The organism is Rhodococcus wratislaviensis (assembly GCF_900455735.1).
GTDB classification, from domain to species: Bacteria; Actinomycetota; Actinomycetes; order Mycobacteriales; family Mycobacteriaceae; genus Rhodococcus_F; species Rhodococcus_F wratislaviensis.
This window is the reverse complement of the sequence record NZ_UAUI01000003.1, coordinates 56,761-75,290: the sequence shown is the minus strand read 5'-3', so window position 1 is coordinate 75,290 and position 18,530 is coordinate 56,761. Positions and strand designations below refer to the sequence as shown.

The window sequence follows — 18,530 nt, the reverse complement described above, 5'->3', positions numbered from 1 at the left end:
ACCTAATTCTCCAGATACTCCGCGATGGCGAAGGCGATGTCGAGCTTGGTCGCGTCGCTGACGGAGGGGTCGAGCGCGTTGACGATGATGCTGTGTTCCGGGGTGAGCAGCGCCATGGCCACGACGTCGAGAACCACCCCGCCGAACTCGGCGGAACGGGTATCCGGGACGACGTTCGTCCCGTTCCGCATCTCGACGAGGACGGCAGGATCCGTCACCTGCGGCTTCACCGAAGCGGTGATGGTGCTCATCACGTTGGTCGGCCCCTTGGACCACGAGCACGTCGGATCGGTCGATCCGGGCAGGACGGCCTCGGTGAGATGCGGCCGGTCCGACACCAGCCGGCCGAGTGCCTTCGTGAGTGCGGCGCAGTCTTCGGACGCGTCCGAAGACGAGGTGCCCGAGGACACCGATCCCACGGGCGACGACCCCGACTGTGCGACGGCGGCGCCCTCGATGCTGTTCCCGCATCCGGCGGCCGCCAACCCGAGCAGGGCGACCGGGACCACCAGGACACGACGTAGACGAGCACTCACTGTGATTTCCCCCTCACGGACACCGGACCGGTCCCCCGCTGTGCACCGTACGTTCCGTGCGCAGCGGGGACCAGTGTTGTCGTGCCCGGCCCTCGACGTGTCGTCTAGGAGCCCGCGCTGAGGAAACCGAGAAGGTCGTGGCGGGTGATGACTCCGGCGGGCTTGCCGTCGTCGACGACCATCAGGGCGTCGGTGTCGCCGAGCGCCTTGGTGGCGGCCGACACGGGCTCACCGGAACCGATGAGCGGGAACGGCTTGCTCATGTGCTTCTCGACCGGGTCCGCGAGGTGTGCGCGTCCCTCGAACACGGCACTGAGCAGGTCGCGCTCGGTGACGCTGCCCGCCACTTCACCGGCCATGACGGGCGGCTCCGCACCGACGACGGGCATCTGCGACACCCCGTACTCGCGGAGGATCTCGATGGCGTCGCGCAGCGTCTCGGACGGGTGGGTGTGGACGAGGTCCGGGAGTTCGCCGGACTTGCCGCGCAGCACATCGCCGACGGTCTTCTCGTCGGGCTTGCCGTCGAGCGGCGTGCGGAGGAAGCCGTAGGACGCCATCCACTTGTCGTTGAAGATCTTCGACAGGTATCCGCGGCCACCGTCGGGCAGCAGGACGACGATGACGGCGTCGGGGCCCTCACGCTTGGCGACCTCGAGTGCGGCGACGACGGCCATGCCGCAGGAGCCGCCGACCAGCAGGCCCTCTTCGCGGGCGAGACGACGGGTCATCTCGAAGGAGTCGGCGTCGGACACGGCGATGATCTCGTCGGGGATGGACGGGTCGTAGGCGCTCGGCCAGAAGTCCTCGCCGACGCCCTCGACCAGGTACGGGCGACCGGTGCCGCCCGAGTACACGGAACCCTCGGGGTCGGCGCCGATGACCTTGACCTTGCCGCCGGACACCTCCTTGAGGTAGCGGCCGGTGCCGGTGATGGTGCCACCGGTGCCGACACCCGCGACGAAGTGGGTGATCTTTCCGTCGGTGTCGGCCCAGATCTCGGGGCCGGTGGTCTCGTAGTGGCTCTGCGGGCCGCCCGGGTTGGAGTACTGGTTGGGCTTCCAGCCGCCGGGGAGCTCGCGTGCGAGCCGGTCGGAGACGCTGTAGTAGCTGTCCGGATGCTCGGGCGCGACCGCGGTGGGGCACACCACGACCTCGGCGCCGTAGGCCTTGAGAACGTTCCGCTTGTCTTCGCTGACCTTGTCGGGGCAGACGAACACGCACTTGTATCCGCGCTTCTGGGCCACCAGGGCAAGGCCGATGCCGGTGTTGCCGGACGTGGGCTCGACGATGGTCCCACCCGGCTTCAGCTCACCGGACGCCTCCGCGGCGTCGATCATCTTGACCGCGATGCGGTCCTTCGAGCTTCCACCCGGGTTGAGGTATTCGATCTTGGCTGCAACGGTCCCGTGGTTCTCCCCGATGACAGAAGAGAGCTTGACGAGAGGGGTGTTGCCGATCAGGTCGACGACGTGTTCCGCGATGCGCATGCCTCCATGCTCCCAGATGCCCTGATCCGATGCTCACAGACGTCCGGCACGGGGGCCCCGATCCGACTAGATTGGTGCGGACGCAGTCCGCTGGAACCCGTGAGATGAGCACCAGGTAGCGGAAAGGTGAGACCAGTGCCCAAGAGGACCTGGCAGACCGGAGTGAAAGCCGGTGCCGCGGCTGTCCTGGCGGGTTCGAGCGCAGGCACGCTGTCGTGGGCGGCGTACTCCTATCTGATGTCCCAGGCGACGGCGGCCCGCGGTGTGATCGGACGCAACGTCGCCAAGCCGCCGGAGGCCGACGGCGTCTACTCCCCCGGCGCCGCGGTCCCCGAACGCTGGCTACGGACCACGCCCTACGACGTCCATCTGATGATTTTCGGCGATTCCACGGCCGCCGGGGTGGGGTGCCTGTCGGCGGACGAGGTGCCCGGCGTGCAGATCGCGAGGCGCCTCGCCGACGAGACCGGCAAGCGGATCCGGCTGAGCACCAAGGCAATCGGCGGCGCCACGTCCCGCGGGCTCAGCGGGCAGGTGGACGCGATGTTCGTGGCCGGACCGCCGCCGGACGCCGCGGTGATCCTGGTCGGCGCGAACGACGTGACGTCCAAGAACTCGATTCGGGCGTCGGCGCGCAGGCTCGGGGAAGCGGTGGAACGGCTCCGCGCCCGCGACTGCGCGGTCGTGGTCGGAACGTGCCCCGACCTCGGGGTGGTGACCGCGATTCCGCAGCCCCTGCGAACCGTCGTCCGGACGTGGGGGTTGCGCCTGGCGAGGGCGCAGGCGGCCGCAACCAGCGCGGCGGGTGGCCACCCGGTGGCGTTGGCCGACCTGCTGGCTCCCGAGTTCCTGGCTGCCCCCGACCGGATGTTCTCCTCCGACCATTTCCACCCGTCCGCGGCGGGCTACGAGTTGGCGGCGATACAGATCGTGCCCGTTCTCGCGACCGCCCTGGGCATGTGGCACGGCGGACCGCTCCCCGACCTGCCCGAGGTGTCGGAGGCCGCGGAGTCGCGCAAGCTGTCGACCCGAATGACCGCCTCGCTCAATCGTTTCCTGTGGCGGCGCACTGCCAGGCGACGCTCGCCTGCCCGCCTCGACGAACTCCTCGCGATCGAGGAGGCGTCTGCGTCCAGGACGCGACGGGTCGCTGAGTGAGATGGCGATGTCCCCGGTGCCACCCGGCAACGTAAGTTGTCGGGAAGGCCACAAAACGGGTGGTCTGCAACACAGTGCAGACCCCCGCAGTTGACAAAGGAGTTTTCATGCCCGAGGCAGTCATCGTCTCCGCAGTACGCTCACCGATCGGCCGAGCCATGAAGGGCTCGCTCAAGACCATCCGCCCGGATGATCTGACGACGCAGATGGTGGCTGCGGCTCTGGCGAAGATCCCCGAACTCGATCCCACCGAGATCGACGACCTGCTCCTCGGCTGCGGCCAGCCCGCCGGTCAGTCGGGTTTCAACATCGCCCGCGTCGTCGCGGTGGAACTGGGTTACGACTTCCTGCCCGGTGTCACCGTCAACCGATACTGTTCCTCCTCGCTGCAGACCACCCGCATGGCACTGCACGCGATCAAGGCCGGCGAAGGCGACGTGTTCATCTCCGCCGGCGTCGAGTCGGTGTCCAGCTTCGTCACCGGCAACGCCGACGGCCTGCCGAACACCAAGAACCCGAGGTTCGCCGACGCCGAGGCGCGTACCGCGAAGCTCGCCGAGGGCGGCGTCGCCTGGACCGACCCGCGCGAGAACGAGCAGATTCCCGACGTGTACATCGCCATGGGCCAGACCGCCGAGAACGTCGCCTCGGCCACCGGCATCACCCGTGAGGAGCAGGACCGCTGGGGCGTCCGCTCCCAGAACCGCGCGGAGGACGCCATCAAGAACGGCTTCTTCGAGCGGGAGATCACCCCGGTCACCCTCCCCGACGGCACCGTCGTCAGCACCGACGACGGCCCGCGCGCCGGCACCACCTACGAGGGCATCAGCCAACTCAAGCCGGTGTTCCGGCCCGACGGCACCGTCACCGCCGGCAACGCGTGCCCCCTCAACGACGGCGCCGCCGCGCTGGTGATCATGTCCGACACCAAGGCCAAGGCCCTCGGCCTGACCCCGCTCGCCCGCATCGTGTCCACCGGGGTGTCCGGACTGTCCCCCGAAATCATGGGCCTGGGCCCGATCGAGGCCGTCAAGAAGGCCCTCGCGATCGCGGGCAAGTCCATCTCCGACATCGACCTGTTCGAGATCAACGAGGCGTTCGCGGTCCAGGTTCTCGGTTCTGCCCGTGAACTGAAGATCGACGAGGACAAGCTGAACATCTCCGGCGGCGCCATCGCCCTCGGCCACCCGTTCGGCATGACCGGCGCCCGCATCACCAACACCCTGCTCAACAACCTCCGCGAGCAGGACAAGACGTTCGGCGTCGAGACCATGTGCGTCGGCGGCGGGCAGGGCATGGCGATGGTCCTCGAGCGCCTCAGCTAGGCCCTCCGGACCGTGAGTGGTTGACGAGTGCAGAGACTCGTCAACCACTCACGGGCGCAGCGGGAGGATCTCCCGGTACGCGTCGGACGCGTACCAGCCTTCGAGGTGCTCGCGGTCGGGGAACTCGATGACGATGAACGTGCCGTCGGACGTCCCCTCGACCACGTCCTGGCGTCCGCCGTGGACGATGAACTTGCCGGAGAAGGGCGCAGGGTGCCGTCGATGCGTTCGAGGTATTCGACGATCTGCGGACCCATGTCGACGTTCTGGAGGTGGGCCATTCCGTACGCGCTCATGTCGTGCTCCTTCGGGTGAGGCGGTTGCTGCACACGACATTCCTCCGCCCGGGTCCCGCGTCGATTACCTCCGAGGTAATCGAACCCGGCCCCGGCAGACGGAGAAGGCCCCCGAGAGCATGCTCTCGGGGGCCTTCTCGTGTGGGACTACTAGTCGCTGTTGAAGTAGCTCAGGAGTCGCAGGATCTCGACGTACAGCCACACGAGGGTGACGGTGAGTCCGAATGCGACACCCCACGCTGCCTTCTCCGGCGCCTGGGCGCGGATCAGCTGGTCGGCGGCGTCGAAGTCCAGCAGGAAGCTGAATGCGGCGATGCCGATGCAGACGAGGCTGAAGATGATCGCCAGGGGACCGCCGTCGCGGAGACCGAGGCCGCCTTCGGTGAAGAAGCTGGCGATCACGTTGCCGAGGACGAGGACGACGACACCGATGAGGGCGCCGATGATCATCCGCGTCAGGCGGGGCGTGACTCGGATCGCGCCCGTCTTGTAGACGACGAGCATGCCGAAGAACACGCCGAACGTGCCGAGTACGGCCTGGGCGATGAGTGCCGCTCCCCCGACTCCACCGAACGTGATGTCGGTGAACATGAACGACAGGGCGCCGAGGAACAGGCCCTCCGCCACCGCGTAGGCGAGAACGATGCCCGGGTTGTCCATCTTGCGGCCGAACGTGGCCACGAGGACCAGCACGAGACCGACGAGGCCACCACCGATGACCAACGGGCCCGCGAGGTTCGCATTGTTGCTCACCAGGAAGTAGGAGATGATCGCCGACACTGTGAGCACGCCGAGCGTGACACCCGTCTTGGTGACGACGTCGTCGATGGTCATCGAACGGTAGTCGGGGCCCGTCCGGTAGGGCTCGGCCTGCGTGTACTGCGGCTGACCGAACTGCTGCGTGACCTGCGCTGCGCCGGCCGTCGTAGATCCGAACGAGGCGTATCCGCCGCTGCCCTCTTGTTTGGGCAGGTTGCGGAACACCGGGTTACTGGTGGTGCGCACCGTGCACATCCCTTCTCGTGGCTCGCCGGGTGGATCCGGGTTTCTTGTACGTTGAACGTCCCGCACCCACCGCAAGTTCCCGTTCGTCGCTTTCGGGTCGGACAATTCGGACTCTACCGGTGCCGCGGGGACACCCGCCAGACGGACGCCGGTCGGCGTGGCGGTCAGGCCACCGACCGGGTGACCGTGAATTTGGGATTCCGGCCGACGACGTCGGTCGGACCGACGAGCCGCTGCAACCGGCCCCGGTACCCGAGATGCGAGTTGTACACGGTCCACAACTCGCCGCCGGGCCGGAGCACTCGCCCGGCTTCGGTGAACATCTTCGACGCGCCACCGGTGTGGACGGCCGCGCCCACGTGGAACGGCGGGTTGCACAGGACGACGTCCTGGCTGTCGGTGGCGAGGGTGGACATGGCGTCGTCGCGCAGCGTGCTGACCCGTCCGTCGAGTCCGTTGGCGCGGGCGGTGGCGGCCGCCGATGCCACCGCCGCGGAGGACTGGTCGGTCGCGATCACCGACGCCTCCGGGAGGAGCCGGGCCAGGCTGACGGCGAGGATGCCGGTTCCGCACCCGAGGTCGACCGCGGCACGGGCCCGGGGGTTCACGCGGGGAAGGAAGTCGAGGAGGTATCTGGTCCCGATGTCCAGCTTGGGTCCGGCGAACGCGGCACCGTACGAGACCACGTCCAGCCCGATCTCGGCGAGATGATCGGTGACGGGGTACGTCTGCTGCGCCGCCTGCACCGGGCCGCGAGCGATCAGCACCCGCGACTTCTGCCTGCCGAGGGTTGCGCGGACGTCGGAGAACGAACGACGGAGCACGTCGTTCATGGCGGTGGAGATGTGCTTGTTGCGTCCGCCCGCGTAGACGACGACGGACGGGTCGGCGTGGCGGGCGATCGCCTCGGCAACCTCGGTCAGTTCGCCGAGGCTCCGCGGTAGCTGCATCAGCACGACGGTTGCGCCCGCGAGCAGCTCCCCACCGAGCGCGCACGCCCGGTAGCGGTCGGCGAGCCCGACCGTCGCGGCGTTGGCGGCGAGCGCCAGTTCGCCGGTCAGCGGGTCCTGGTGCACGCGGATCCCGGTGGAGCCGTGTGTCACCGCGGCGCCGAGGGTGAGCGCACCGTAGTGGTCGCCGATCACGGCGAGCCTCCCGGGACGTGCCGCCGACAGGGCCTCCGCGGCCTCGTCGAGGATCAGCCGGTCGGCGGCGTCGACGGCCGTCAGGTTGGGTGCCTCGACGTCGGGGCGGCGACGGAGGCGGGCGAACAGGGCGTCCCGGTCGAACACTTCGGAGTCGAGCACGTTACTGCGACACCCACTGCGCGACGTTGGCGACGGGTTCCCGGCGGGTGCGGAATCCGTTGACGGGGTTCTCGGTGTCGGGGTAGCCGAACGAGATCGCGCAGACGACCCTGCGGTCTTCGTCGAGCGAGAAGAAGTCGTGGATGAACCGCGAACTTCCGGCGACAGCGGCCTGCGGGATGGTCGCCACTCCGAGGCTCTGCGCGGCGAGGAGGAACGTCTCGACGTACAGGCCGCAGTCGACGGCGCCGTACGTGCCGAGCGCTTCGTGGGTGGTGACGATCGCGACGTGCGGCGCGCCGAACAGGTCGAAGTTCTTCATCGTCTGCTCGGCCGACGCGGCCCGGTCGCCGGGCGCGATGCCGACGCTGGAGTACAGCTGCATGGCGCACTCGCGGCGGCGTTGCTTGTGCTCGCCCACGTATTCGCGGGGCCACTCGAAGTCGGACTCCTGCGGGTGGGTGCGGACGTACTCGGCCAGCCCGGAACGGAACCGCTCGGTTCCCTCTCCCTCGGTGATCGCGACCTGCCACGGCTGCGTGTTGCACCACGACGGCGTCTGCTGCGCGAGCTCGAGGATCCTCTCGATCACGTCGCGCGGCACCTGCGTCGGTAGGTAAGCCCTGCAACTGATCCGCGCGTCGAGGAGCTGGGCCAGGGTCCGCTCGGCCAGGCTCGTGTCCGCTGCTGCAATGCCGGTATCCGTCACCGTCGAATTCTCCTCGGGTCTACTCGTTCTCGAACACCGCTCTCGTGTCGTGCGACCGCGATATGCTGGCGTCAGTGCACCGAGAAGGTGATTTCATTGAGTGTGCCACGACACCCGGAAAGCAGTTCCGGGCCGACCGACTCGGATCCGCAGGCTACCAAGCGGATCGTCGTGACCGACATCGTCGCGGAGCTGGCCTCGGAAGGATTCGACGACGCCCGCGAGATCGGCCGGGGAGGGTTCGGGGTCGTGTACCGCTGCCTCCAGACGGCGCTCGACCGCACGGTCGCGATCAAGGTGCTGTCGTCCGATCTGGACGGCGAGGACCGCGAACGCTTCCTGCGGGAACAGCGTGCGATGGGGAAATTGTCGGGGCATCCCCATGTGGTCGACATCCTGCAGTCGGGGGTGACGCGCAGCGGCAGGCCGTACATCGTGATGCCGTACCACTCGCGCAATTCACTCGACGCCTGGATTCGCCGTGAAGGGCCGCTGCCGTGGAGCGAAACGCTGCGCGTCGGCGTGAAGCTGGCGGGCGCCCTGGAGACGGCGCACCGGCTCGGCACCTTGCACCGCGACGTGAAGCCGGCGAACATCCTTCTCACCGGGTACGGCGAACCGCAGCTCACGGACTTCGGCATCGCGCGGGTCACGGGTGGATTCGAGACCACGTCGAGCATGATCACCGGTTCGCCCGCGTTCACGGCGCCGGAGGTCCTCCGCGGCGACGCACCGTCCGCGTCTTCCGACGTGTACAGCCTGGGTGCCGCCCTGTTCTGCCTGCTCACCGGGCATGCCGCGTTCGAGCGGCGGAGCGGGGAGCGGCTCGTCGCCCAGTTCCTCCGCATCGCCACGCAACCCGTTCCGGACCTGCGGGGCGAGGATATTCCCGACGACGTGTGCGCGGCCATCGAGCGCGCCATGTCCGAGGAACCGACCGACCGCCCGGCTTCGGCCGCGGAGTTCGGCCAGGAACTCCGCGACATCGAGCGCAGGCACGGGCTCGACGTCGACGAGATGGCGCTCCCCGCGGCGGCGGACGAATTCCCGCGCACCGAGCACACGGCGGCGCCGACCACGCAGTCCTCGACGTCCGGGCACAGTCGCAGCTACCGCAGGCGGTCGGGTGCCACCCCGCCGAGCGCCGCGGCCCGCTTCCGGCCGCCGACCCCGATGCGGTCCCTGGTGGAACGCACCCGTCTTCTGGAACTGCTCCGGCTGGGTCAGCGGAGGCGGTTGACGCTCATCCACGCACCCGCCGGCTTCGGGAAGAGCACGGTGGCCGCCCAGTGGCGCGACGTGCTGATCGAGGACGGCTCCGCCGTCGCCTGGCTGACGGTGGACAACGACGACAACAACGTCGTGTGGTTCCTGTCCCACCTCGTCGAGGCGATCCGCCGGGCCGAGCCGAGCCTGGCGGACGAGTTGGGGCAGGCACTCGACGAGAACGGCGCCGAGGCGGAACGGTATGTGCTGACGTCGCTGGTGAATCAGGTCCACGACAGCAGGCGCCACGTGGTGGTGATGATCGACGACTGGCATCGGGTCACGTCGCCGGACACGATCGCCGCGATGGACTTCATCCTGGAGAACGGCTGCCACCACCTGCAGATGGTGGTGAGCAGCCGAAGCCAAGCGGGACTTCCGCTGGCCAAGATGCGGGTGCGCGACGAGCTCGTCGAAATCGATTCCGTGGCTTTGCGCTTCGACATCACCGAGTCGCAGCGGTTCCTGGTCGACCTCGGGGGACTGCACCTGGAGGACTCCGACGTGGAGGCGCTGGAGGAGACCACGGACGGGTGGGTGGCGGCGCTGCAACTGGCGTCGCTGTCGCTGCGTGATCGCACCGATCCCGGTGACCTCATCCGGCACATGTCGGGCCGCCACCACGCGATCGGTGAATACCTGGCGGAGAACGTGCTCAGCACTCTCGAACCTGCACTGCTCGACTTCATGCTGGCCACGTCCGTCACGGAGCGGGTGTGCGGCGACCTCGCCTGCGTGCTGGCGAACGTGACCCGCGGTCAGGCCCTGCTCGAACAGGTCGAATCGCGCGATCTGTTCCTGCGCAGCCTCGACGAGGACCGGGAGTGGTTCGAGTACCACCACCTGTTCGCCGAGTACCTCCGCCGCCGCCTCGAGCGCGATCATCCCTCACGCATCGCAGACCTGCACCGTGCGGCCGCGCACTGGTTCGCCGACCACCACTACGTCAGCGACGCAGTGGATCACGCGTTGGCGGCGGGCGATCGCGACGTGGCCGTCGCGGTGGTCGAGGAGCAGGGCATGTACCTGGTGGAGCACTCGCGGATGGTCGCGCTGCTCGGCCTCGTCGACAAGTTGCCGCGGCGGCTGGTCGAGTCCAGTCCGCGTATCCAGATCGCGGTCGCGTGGGCGAACATCCTGCTGCAACGGGTGGCGCCGACGCTGCGGTCGCTCTCGCTGGTCGCGTCAGCCCTCGAGTCCTCGACGCTGAGCGACACCGAGCAGGCCGACATCCGTGTGGAGGCCGACATCGTCCGCGCCGTGATCGCGGTGTCGTCCGATCGCATCGCCGGCGTCCCCGACCTCATCGCGGAATGCCTTGCCCGCCCGGAGACTCTACGCGCGTGGGTGGTTTCGGCGGGGTCGAATCTCGCCTCCGCCGCCGCGATCGCCCAATTCGATTTCGTGGAGGCACGCCGACTGCAGGACTGGGCGACCGGGTACCACCAGCGGACCGTCGGACCGTTCAGCAGGATGTACGGGTACAGCTTCGCCGGTATCGCCGCGATGGAACAACTCGACATCGCCGCGGCCGAGGACAACTTCCGGCTGGCCGTGCAGACTGCGACGAAGTTGGCAGGCACCCATTCGCATGCCGCACGACTCGCAGGCGCACTCCTCGGCGAGCTGATGTACGAACTGGGCCATCTCGACGAGGCCGAACGACTCCTCGACGAGAGCTACGAGCTCGGCCCCGAGGGCGGCATCGTCGATTTCATGATCGCCCGCTTCGTCACGGGCGCGCGGCTGAAGGCGGGGCGCGGCGATCTCGCGTCCGCTGCCCGCCACCTCGACGAGGGTGCGTCCGCGGCGGCGTCGCTGGGCCTTCCGCGGTTGCGGGCCCGGGTCGAGAACGAGCGGGTCCGGCTCGGTCTGCCCGCGTCACCCCAGCCGGCGGCCGGTGGCGGGAAGGCGACCCGGGAACCCGATTTCGGTTTCGCCGAGATCGTCGCCCAACTCGACGACGCCACCGAGATCCGGAAACAGTTGGCCGTCGATCCCGATGTCGCGTGTCGCCGCGCCGAGGAATGGGTGCGCAGGGTCGAACGGGAGAGCCGGCCGAGGGCGGCCATGCAGGCCAGTCGCCTTCTCGTCGCATGCCTGGTCGCGGCGGGCCGCGTCGACGAAGCCGAGCCGGTGCTGGCGTCCATCGCCGCGACGTGTGCACGAATCGGCTTCGTGCGCTATCTGATCGACGGCGGGCCGCGCATGGTGCCCGCGCTGACGGCTCTTCTCGAGGACAGGCGGGCCGGCCGCTGGCAGTCCGACTGGCCGGAGGTTCCGGAAGAGTTCCTGGTTGCGGCGTTGGAGACAGCGACTCCGATCGAAAGTTAGCCCGCGCTTTCTTGACTAATTCAAGAAACGGTGGTGCAGTGTGACCGTGAACACACGCGAGGGCGGGAGCCGGCCACCACCACGTCGCGCTCCGTAAGTGTGGTTCGATCCGCCGGCGTCGGCGAAGCCTCTTGCCCGACAGCCAGTTCCAGAAAACCCAGAGCGACCGCCAGCAACGAAGGGATCCACTGTGAGCCGAGAGACCACTGCGAACACCAGCGACAAGCTCACCACGGCCGTAGGCGCACCCGTCCCCGACAACCAGAACGTCGTGACCGCCGGGCCCCGCGGGCCGCAGTTGCTGCAGGACGTCTGGTTCCTCGAGAAGCTCGCACATTTCGACCGCGAGGTCATTCCGGAACGCCGCATGCACGCCAAGGGTTCCGGTGCGTTCGGAACGTTCACGGTCACGAACGACATCACTCGGTACACCAGCGCGAAGATCTTCTCCGAGGTCGGCAAGAAGACCGAGCTGTTCGCCCGCTTCTCCACCGTCGCCGGTGAGCGCGGCGCCGCCGACGCCGAGCGCGACATCCGCGGCTTCGCGGTCAAGTTCTATACCGAGGAAGGCAACTGGGACCTGGTCGGCAACAACACCCCGGTCTTCTTCTTCCGCGACCCGCTGAAGTTCCCCGACCTCAACCACGCCGTCAAGCGCGATCCCCGCACGAATCTGCGCAGCCCCGACAACAATTGGGACTTCTGGACATCGCTGCCCGAGTCACTGCACCAGGTCACCATCGTGATGAGCGACCGCGGCATCCCGTCGTCGTACCGGCACATGCACGGATTCGGTTCACACACCTTCAGTTTCATCAACGCCGAGGGCGAACGCTTCTGGGTGAAGTTCCACCACCGTGTGCAGCAGGGTGTCGAGAACCTCACCGACGCCGAGGCCGGGGCCCTGGTCGGCGCCGACCGCGAGAGCCATCAGCGGGACCTCTTCGACGCCATCGAGGCCGGAAATTTCCCGAAGTGGAAGCTGTGCGTGCAGATCATGCCCGAGGCCGACGCCGACACGGTCCCCTACCACCCGTTCGACCTGACGAAGGTGTGGCCGAAGGCCGACTACCCACTGATCGAGGTCGGCGAATGGGAACTCAACCGCAACCCCGACAACTATTTCGCCGAGGTCGAGCAGGCGGCGTTCAACCCGGCGCACGTCGTGCCCGGCATCAGCTTCTCCCCCGACAAGATGCTCCAGGGCCGGTTGTTCTCCTACGGTGACGCGCAGCGCTACCGCCTCGGTGTGAACAACTATCAGATCCCGGTCAATGCGGCCCGCTGCCCGGTGAGCAACTTCCACCGCGACGGTGCCATGCGGGTCGACGGCAACAACGGTGGCACCCTGCACTACGAGCCGAACAGCTACGGCAAGTGGCAGGAGCAGAGCCGGTACCGCGATCCCGCGCAGGGCGTGGGCGCGTTCGCCGACCGGTTCAACTTCCGCGAGGACGACGACGACTACTTCTCGCAGCCGCGCGTGTTGTTCAACAACATGAGCGACGAGCAGAAGCAGGTGTTGTTCGAGAACACCGCGCGGGCCATCAACGGCGCGTCGCAGCAGGTCGTGCAGCGGCACATCGACAACTGCACCCAATGCGACCCCGCCTACGGTGAGGGCGTCGCGAAGGCGATCTCCGCCCTGGGCTGAGAGAACATCCGGGTCCGCCCGGTCCGGAATCGTCCCGGACCGGGCGGACTCTTCTGCCACGAACAGGGACCGCCGCGGCATATCGTGGACTTCCGGACTCTTTCGTGGGAGGACTGATGACCGATCCGTCGCCGCAGGACGGTACCCCCCGTTTCAGCGGTCTGCGTGCCCTGTTCGTCAACTGCACCCTGAAGCGGTCTCCCGAAGTGAGCAACACCCAGGGGCTGATCGACCGCAGTGTCGGCCTGATGGAACGGGAAGGCGTCTCGGTCGACCAGATCCGGGCGGTGGACCACGACATCGCGACCGGCGTCTATCCGGACATGACCGAACACGGGTGGCCGAGCGACGAATGGCCCTCACTGTTTCGGCGAGTGCTGGACGCCGACATCCTGGTCCTCGCCGGTCCGATCTGGCTCGGCGACAACGGTTCCGTCACGAAGCAGGTGATCGAGCGGCTGTACGGGTGCTCGTCGATTCTCAACGACAACGGCCAGTACGCGTACTACGGGCGGGCCGGGGGTTGTCTGATCACCGGCAACGAGGACGGTGTCAAGCATTGCGCGATGAACATCCTCTACAGCCTCCAGCATCTCGGATACGTGATCCCACCGCAGGCCGACGCCGGATGGATCGGCGAGGCCGGCCCGGGCCCGTCGTATCTCGACGAAGGGTCGGGCGGCCCGGAGAACGATTTCACCAACCGCAACACCACGTTCATGACGTACAACCTGATGCACGTCGCCGCGATGCTGAAGAACGCCGGCGGGTTCCCCGCGTACGGAAATCAACGTTCGGAATGGGACGCCGGTTGCCGCCCCGACTTCGCCAACCCGGACTACCGCTGATCCGCCGCATCCGAGAGGGAAGTCATGTGCCGATTGTTCGGGTTGTCCGCAGCCCCGCACCGCGTCCGCGCGTCGTTCTGGCTGCTGGACGCCCCGGACAGTCTGGCCCAGCAGAGTCACCGCGAGCCGGACGGCACCGGACTCGGCACGTTCGCGGAGGACGGAACTCCGGTGGTGGAGAAGCAACCGCTCGCCGCGTACGAGGACACGGAGTTCGCACAGGAGGCGAAGCATCGGTATTCGGCCACGTTCGTGGCGCACATCCGTTTCGCAACCACCGGTGAACTGCTTCCCCAGAACACCCATCCGTTCGCCCAGGACGGTCGCGTGTTCGCCCACAACGGCGTGGTCGAGGACCTGCCGAAGCTCGAGGCGGAACTGGGGTCCGATCTCGCCCTCGTTCACGGCGACACCGACTCGGAACGCGTCTTCGCCCTGGTGACCGGTCACATCGGGAGGAACGGCGGCGACGTCACGGCAGGTATCACGTCGGCCGCCCGATGGCTGGCGGACAACGTGCCGATCTACGCGCTCAACATCCTGCTGACCACACCCGGCGAATTGTGGGCGCTACGATACCCGGACACCCACGACCTGCTCTTCCTCGAGCGGCGGGCGGGCGGTCCGAGCGGTGGTCGCCACCTCCAGCACGCGAGCACTCCCGGCCGAATCCGTGCCAGGTCCGAACATCTCGCCGACAATCCGGCGGTGGTCGTCGCCAGCGAGCAGATGGACGAGGATCCCGGCTGGACTCCGCTGCAGTCGGGCGAACTGCTCCACGTCGACCGCGACCTCGCCGTCACCCGGCAGGTGATCGTCGATCGCCCACCGCGGTACCCGATCCGCCTCGCCGACCTCAATGCGCGCGCCGCGGCCGCGCAGACGGAGAAATAGCGCGGACGCCCGTCAGAACTCGATCCGCACATGCTCGCTGACGGGGCGGGCCTGGCACGCGAGGATGTAGCCGCTCGCGATGTCCTCGGGATCGAGGATCGACGCGTTGTCCATGTCCACCTCTCCCTCGACCACCGTGCATGCGCAGGAACCGCATTCGCCCTCGCGGCACGAGTAGGGGACGTCGAGGCCCTTGGAGAGCATGACGTCGACGAGTGTTGCCTGGCGTGGCCAGCTCAGGTTGTGCGCTTCGCCGTCGAGTTGCACCTCGACCGTCGACGCCGTACCCGTGTCCGGCAGTTCCTCGACCACGACGTCCGCGAACGGATCCCCGGACAGTGACGTGAACACCTCGGCGTGCACCCGGTCGCGCGGGACGCCGGCGAGTGCGAGCGACTCGTGGATCGCGTCCATGAAGGGACGCGGTCCGCAGAGGTACGCGCGGTGGTCCCGGAACCGGTCCGACAGATTCGCCAGCTGCCGCGGCGTCGGCAGACCCTGCACGCTCTCGAGCCAGTGCACGACTGTCAGCCGGTGTTCGTGGCGGGCCGAGAGTCCCCGCAACTCGTCGGCGAAGATGACCGACTTCTCGTCCCGGTTCGCGTACACCAGGACGACTTTCCCGTCGCCCTCGCTCAGCGCCGACTTGAGGATCGACATCACCGGGGTGATTCCGCTGCCCGCGGCGAACAGGATCAGGTCTTCGTCGAGGCTGGCCGGAGTGAACACGCCCGCGGGAGGCAGGACCTCGATGCGGTCGCCGACGCCGACGTTGTCGCACAACCAGTGCGAACCGTACCCGCCTGCGGTGCGCTTGATCGTCACCTTCGGCAGGTCGTCGGTGAACGGCGAACTGGCCAGCGAGTAGCACCGCGCGACCGATCCCGTCCGGTCGCTCGGGATCCGCAGCGTCAGGAACTGTCCGGGCTTGTACGCGAATTCGTGCCGACGCTCGTCGGGGACGTCGAACACCAGCGACCGGGCGTCGGACGTCTCCTCCACGACAGCGGCCACGGTGACCACTACTGATCGCGAACTGCGTGGTGTTTCAACGGTCGTCATCGCGACGGTGCCCTCTCGCTACGGTAATTCGATCCTGCCGAAACTAGTGCAGATCGACGGCGGCGACCGCAGCTCTTCCCGCTGTGCGGGACCCGTCTCACCGGCGTCAGCCCCAACGGGACTGCCCGCCGTCCAGGGGGATGGTGGCCCCGGTGAGGTAGCCGGCGTCCTCGCTGACGAGGAACACGACGGCGCGCCCGATGTCGGTTTCGGCGTCGCCGACCCGTCCGAGCGGGATGCCCGCCACGAACTCCGCCGCCTCGTCCGGATTCTGCTCCATCCACCGCGAAAGCGCCGGACTCTTGGCGTGCGGGGCCACGGACAGCACCCGGATGCCGTCCCGGCCCCACTCGCACGCCGCCGACCTGGTCAGCGAACGCATCCCCTCCTTGATCGAACCGTAGGCGCCGTAGTTGCTCGCATCCCAGCGCACGGCCGCCGACGTGACGAGGTTGACGATCACGCCGCCGCCGCGTGACTTCATGTGCGGATGGCACGACTGCATCATGCGCAGCGTCGCGAGCGGTCCCGTCGCGAACGACCGCTCGTACTCCTCGTCGATCACCGACAGGATCGGTCCCGGTCTGCAGTCGTTGGCGTTGTTTACCAGGATGTCGACGCCGCCGAACACGTCCACGGTCCGCTCGACGGCGGATGCGATGTCTGCGCGTCTGCTGACGTCGCACACCACCGGTTCGCTGCGGGCGCCGAGTTCGGTGAGCCGCTCGCACGTGCGGTGCAGTTTCGCTTCGGTCCGTCCGGCGACGGCGATCGCCGCGCCCTCCCGGGCGAGGGCCAGGGCGATTCCCTGTCCGATCCCCTGTCCCGCACCCGTGATCAGCGCGACCTTGCCGTCGAGTTTGCCCATGTCCACTCCCGTTCCCCTACTATCGAACCAAGCATTTGCTTGTTTGCGGCTTTCGTGCCGATTCACCCGATCTCATTCGAGCGCCAGAAATCCTGACGCTCCCTCACTCCGAAGGTCTCCCGTGACAATCTCCCCTCCTCTCGATTTCAGTGGCCGCACCGTCGTCGTGACCGGCGGAACCAAGGGCATCGGTTTCGTCGTCGCCGAATCGTTTCTCGCCGCGGGGGCGAACGTGCTCGTGTGCGGCCGCTCCGCGCCGGAGTCCCTGCCCGCGCACGGTGATCGCACCGCCGCGTTCCGCGCGACCGACGTCCGCGACCATGCCGACGCCGCCGCACTGATCGACGACGCCGTCGCCCGGTACGGCCGTCTCGACGTCCTCGTCAACAACGCGGGCGGTTCGCCCGACGCCGACGCGGCCACCGTCTCCCCGCGTTTCGTCGAGAAGATCGTCGCACTGAATCTGCTGGCGCCCTTCACCGTCGCCCAGGCTGCCAACACGGTGATGCAGCAGCAGTCCGACGGTGGTGCCATCGTCAACATCGGCAGCGTCTCCGCTCACGATCCGCAACCCGGCACCGCCGCGTACAGCGCCGCGAAGGCCGGCCTGCTGGTTCTGACGAAAGCGCTTGCGCTCGAGTGGGCTCCGAAGGTCCGGATCAACCACATCACCACGGGTCTCATCCGCACCGAGAGCGCGGCGTCCGTCTACGGCGACGACGGCGGAGCCGCCGTCACCCGGACCCTGCCGATGGGGCGGATGGCGGTGCCGTCCGACATCGCGGACGCGTGCCTCTTCCTGGCGAGCGCGCAGGCGTCGTACGTGAACGGCGCCGATCTCGCCGTCCACGGCGGCGGCGAATACCCCGCGCGGTACCTCGCGACCCACTCCTGACGTCCTCGCCGAATGTCGCACCGGTGCGGTTCAACTGCACCGGTGTGACATTCGGCGGGCGACCGTGCGGTCAGCCGAACGCGGCGCGGGCCCCGGCGATGAGCGGCCGGTCGCCCTGGACGAGTTCGAACGACGCGTCCTCCGCATCACCCCAGGCTCGCAACGTCGGTGCGTCGCCCGGGTAGACCGGTGCGGCGAACCGTCCCTCCAGCCGGGCGAGGTCGGCCGGGTGGACGTCCAGCGCTCGGGCGAGTTCCAGCGCGCTCGCGGCGAGGGTGCACAGCCCGTGCATGATCGGCCGTGGCTGTCCGATCCGCTCGGCCGCCGCCGGGTCGATGTGGATGTGGTGCCGGTCGCCGGTCAGCCGGTACAGCGCCGCCTGGTTCTCCGCGGTCGGCAGAACGGCCTCCGCGACCGGTTTCCCCTCGAGCCGAGACGGTTTCGCGGGACCTCGATCGCCGCCGAAGCCGCCGGCGCCCGGCGCGAACAGCGACCAGGTGGCGACGAAGAACTCGGACTCGACGCGCACCTCGAACACCGCGGCCGAGCCCTTGTCCCACACCTCGCCGACCGACGCCGACAACGCGATCTCGCCGCGACGCGGAAGCGGCGCGAGCACCGTCAGTTCCTGCGATCCGTGCAGCGCCGTCTTCGTGTCGAAAGCGCCGCGCGACCCCAGTTCGTCCGGCGCCCACTGGGCGAGGGTGAGAGCGAACGTGGGCAGCACCCGCAGACGCTCCTCGAACACGAGGTCCAGTTCGGTGGCCCGTGCACCCACCGACAGGGCGTACAGGATGGCGTCGCGCTCGTCGTAACTCGCGGTGCGGGTGCCGAGGTCCTCGCCTCGCCACGCTCCTGCCGTCGTGCTTTCGGTTGTCGTCAT

16 protein-coding genes are annotated in these 18,530 nt (G+C 68.2%); 7 read left to right on the top strand and 9 right to left on the bottom strand.

Annotation, left to right across the window (positions count from 1 at the left end; all coding sequences use genetic code 11):
- Positions 1-2 precede the first annotated feature (2 nt).
- Both DTA22_RS07670 and DTA22_RS07665 read right to left on the bottom strand, forming a co-directional pair.
- The gene (locus DTA22_RS07670) at positions 3-536 is read right to left on the bottom strand and encodes a hypothetical protein (RefSeq protein WP_112299088.1); all 534 of its coding nucleotides are present in this window, start codon (positions 534-536) and stop codon (positions 3-5) included.
- 104 nt (positions 537-640) lie between these two features.
- The gene (locus tag DTA22_RS07665; RefSeq protein ID WP_005255744.1) at positions 641-2,026 is read right to left on the bottom strand and encodes a cystathionine beta-synthase; all 1,386 of its coding nucleotides are present in this window, start codon (positions 2,024-2,026) and stop codon (positions 641-643) included.
- A 135-nt stretch (positions 2,027-2,161) separates the two neighbouring features.
- On the opposite strand from DTA22_RS07665, the gene DTA22_RS07660 reads away from it, so the two are divergent.
- Both DTA22_RS07660 and DTA22_RS07655 read left to right on the top strand, forming a co-directional pair.
- Positions 2,162-3,184 carry an SGNH/GDSL hydrolase family protein gene (locus DTA22_RS07660; RefSeq protein ID WP_112299087.1) on the top strand — a complete coding sequence of 341 codons (1,023 nt, stop codon included), beginning with the start codon at positions 2,162-2,164 and terminating at the stop codon, positions 3,182-3,184.
- A 107-nt stretch (positions 3,185-3,291) separates the two neighbouring features.
- Positions 3,292-4,509: an acetyl-CoA C-acetyltransferase gene (locus DTA22_RS07655; protein WP_112299086.1), complete on the top strand. Its 1,218-nt coding sequence runs from the start codon at positions 3,292-3,294 to the stop codon at positions 4,507-4,509.
- 48 nt (positions 4,510-4,557) lie between these two features.
- Here DTA22_RS07655 and DTA22_RS36700 read toward each other — a convergent pair whose 3' ends face one another.
- From DTA22_RS36700 to DTA22_RS07635, 4 genes are all read right to left on the bottom strand, one after another.
- The gene (locus DTA22_RS36700) at positions 4,558-4,674 is read right to left on the bottom strand and encodes a DUF1330 domain-containing protein (protein ID WP_245973320.1); all 117 of its coding nucleotides are present in this window, start codon (positions 4,672-4,674) and stop codon (positions 4,558-4,560) included.
- A 281-nt stretch (positions 4,675-4,955) separates the two neighbouring features.
- Positions 4,956-5,810: a Bax inhibitor-1/YccA family protein gene (locus DTA22_RS07645; protein ID WP_174484670.1), complete on the bottom strand. Its 855-nt coding sequence runs from the start codon at positions 5,808-5,810 to the stop codon at positions 4,956-4,958.
- A gap of 164 nt (positions 5,811-5,974) precedes the next feature.
- A complete protein-coding gene (locus DTA22_RS07640) occupies positions 5,975-7,117 on the bottom strand; it encodes a methyltransferase (protein WP_112299085.1) in 1,143 nt (380 codons plus the stop codon).
- Between the two features lies 1 nt (position 7,118).
- The gene (locus DTA22_RS07635; protein ID WP_112299084.1) at positions 7,119-7,826 is read right to left on the bottom strand and encodes a nitroreductase; all 708 of its coding nucleotides are present in this window, start codon (positions 7,824-7,826) and stop codon (positions 7,119-7,121) included.
- Positions 7,827-7,928: 102 nt separating this feature from the next.
- On the opposite strand from DTA22_RS07635, the gene DTA22_RS07630 reads away from it, so the two are divergent.
- The 4 genes from DTA22_RS07630 to DTA22_RS07615 all read left to right on the top strand — a co-directional run bounded on the left by DTA22_RS07630 (position 7,929) and on the right by DTA22_RS07615 (position 14,822).
- Entirely contained in the window at positions 7,929-11,426 is a 3,498-nt protein-coding gene (locus tag DTA22_RS07630; RefSeq protein ID WP_112299083.1) for a serine/threonine-protein kinase, read from the top strand.
- A gap of 190 nt (positions 11,427-11,616) precedes the next feature.
- Positions 11,617-13,080, top strand: coding sequence for a catalase (locus tag DTA22_RS07625; RefSeq protein WP_112299082.1), 1,464 nt, complete (start codon positions 11,617-11,619; stop codon positions 13,078-13,080).
- Positions 13,081-13,196: 116 nt separating this feature from the next.
- Complete coding sequence (locus DTA22_RS07620) at positions 13,197-13,928, top strand: flavodoxin family protein (protein WP_037231473.1); 732 nt, start codon at positions 13,197-13,199, stop codon at positions 13,926-13,928.
- 24 nt (positions 13,929-13,952) lie between these two features.
- Positions 13,953-14,822 (top strand): class II glutamine amidotransferase, encoded by an 870-nt coding sequence (locus DTA22_RS07615; protein WP_112299081.1) that lies wholly within the window; start codon positions 13,953-13,955, stop codon positions 14,820-14,822.
- 12 nt (positions 14,823-14,834) lie between these two features.
- Here the strand turns inward: DTA22_RS07615 and DTA22_RS07610 are convergent, their stop codons facing one another.
- Positions 14,835-15,884 carry a ferredoxin--NADP reductase gene (locus tag DTA22_RS07610; protein WP_112299080.1) on the bottom strand — a complete coding sequence of 350 codons (1,050 nt, stop codon included), beginning with the start codon at positions 15,882-15,884 and terminating at the stop codon, positions 14,835-14,837.
- Between the two features lie 106 nt (positions 15,885-15,990).
- Complete coding sequence (locus DTA22_RS07605) at positions 15,991-16,752, bottom strand: SDR family NAD(P)-dependent oxidoreductase (protein WP_112299079.1); 762 nt, start codon at positions 16,750-16,752, stop codon at positions 15,991-15,993.
- Between the two features lie 121 nt (positions 16,753-16,873).
- Here DTA22_RS07605 and DTA22_RS07600 point away from each other — a divergent pair, with 121 nt between their 5' ends.
- The gene (locus DTA22_RS07600) at positions 16,874-17,647 is read left to right on the top strand and encodes an SDR family oxidoreductase (RefSeq protein WP_112299078.1); all 774 of its coding nucleotides are present in this window, start codon (positions 16,874-16,876) and stop codon (positions 17,645-17,647) included.
- A 70-nt stretch (positions 17,648-17,717) separates the two neighbouring features.
- Here the strand turns inward: DTA22_RS07600 and DTA22_RS07595 are convergent, their stop codons facing one another.
- On the bottom strand, positions 17,718-18,530 hold the full coding sequence (locus DTA22_RS07595; protein ID WP_112299077.1) for a MaoC/PaaZ C-terminal domain-containing protein: 813 nt from the start codon (positions 18,528-18,530) through the stop codon (positions 17,718-17,720).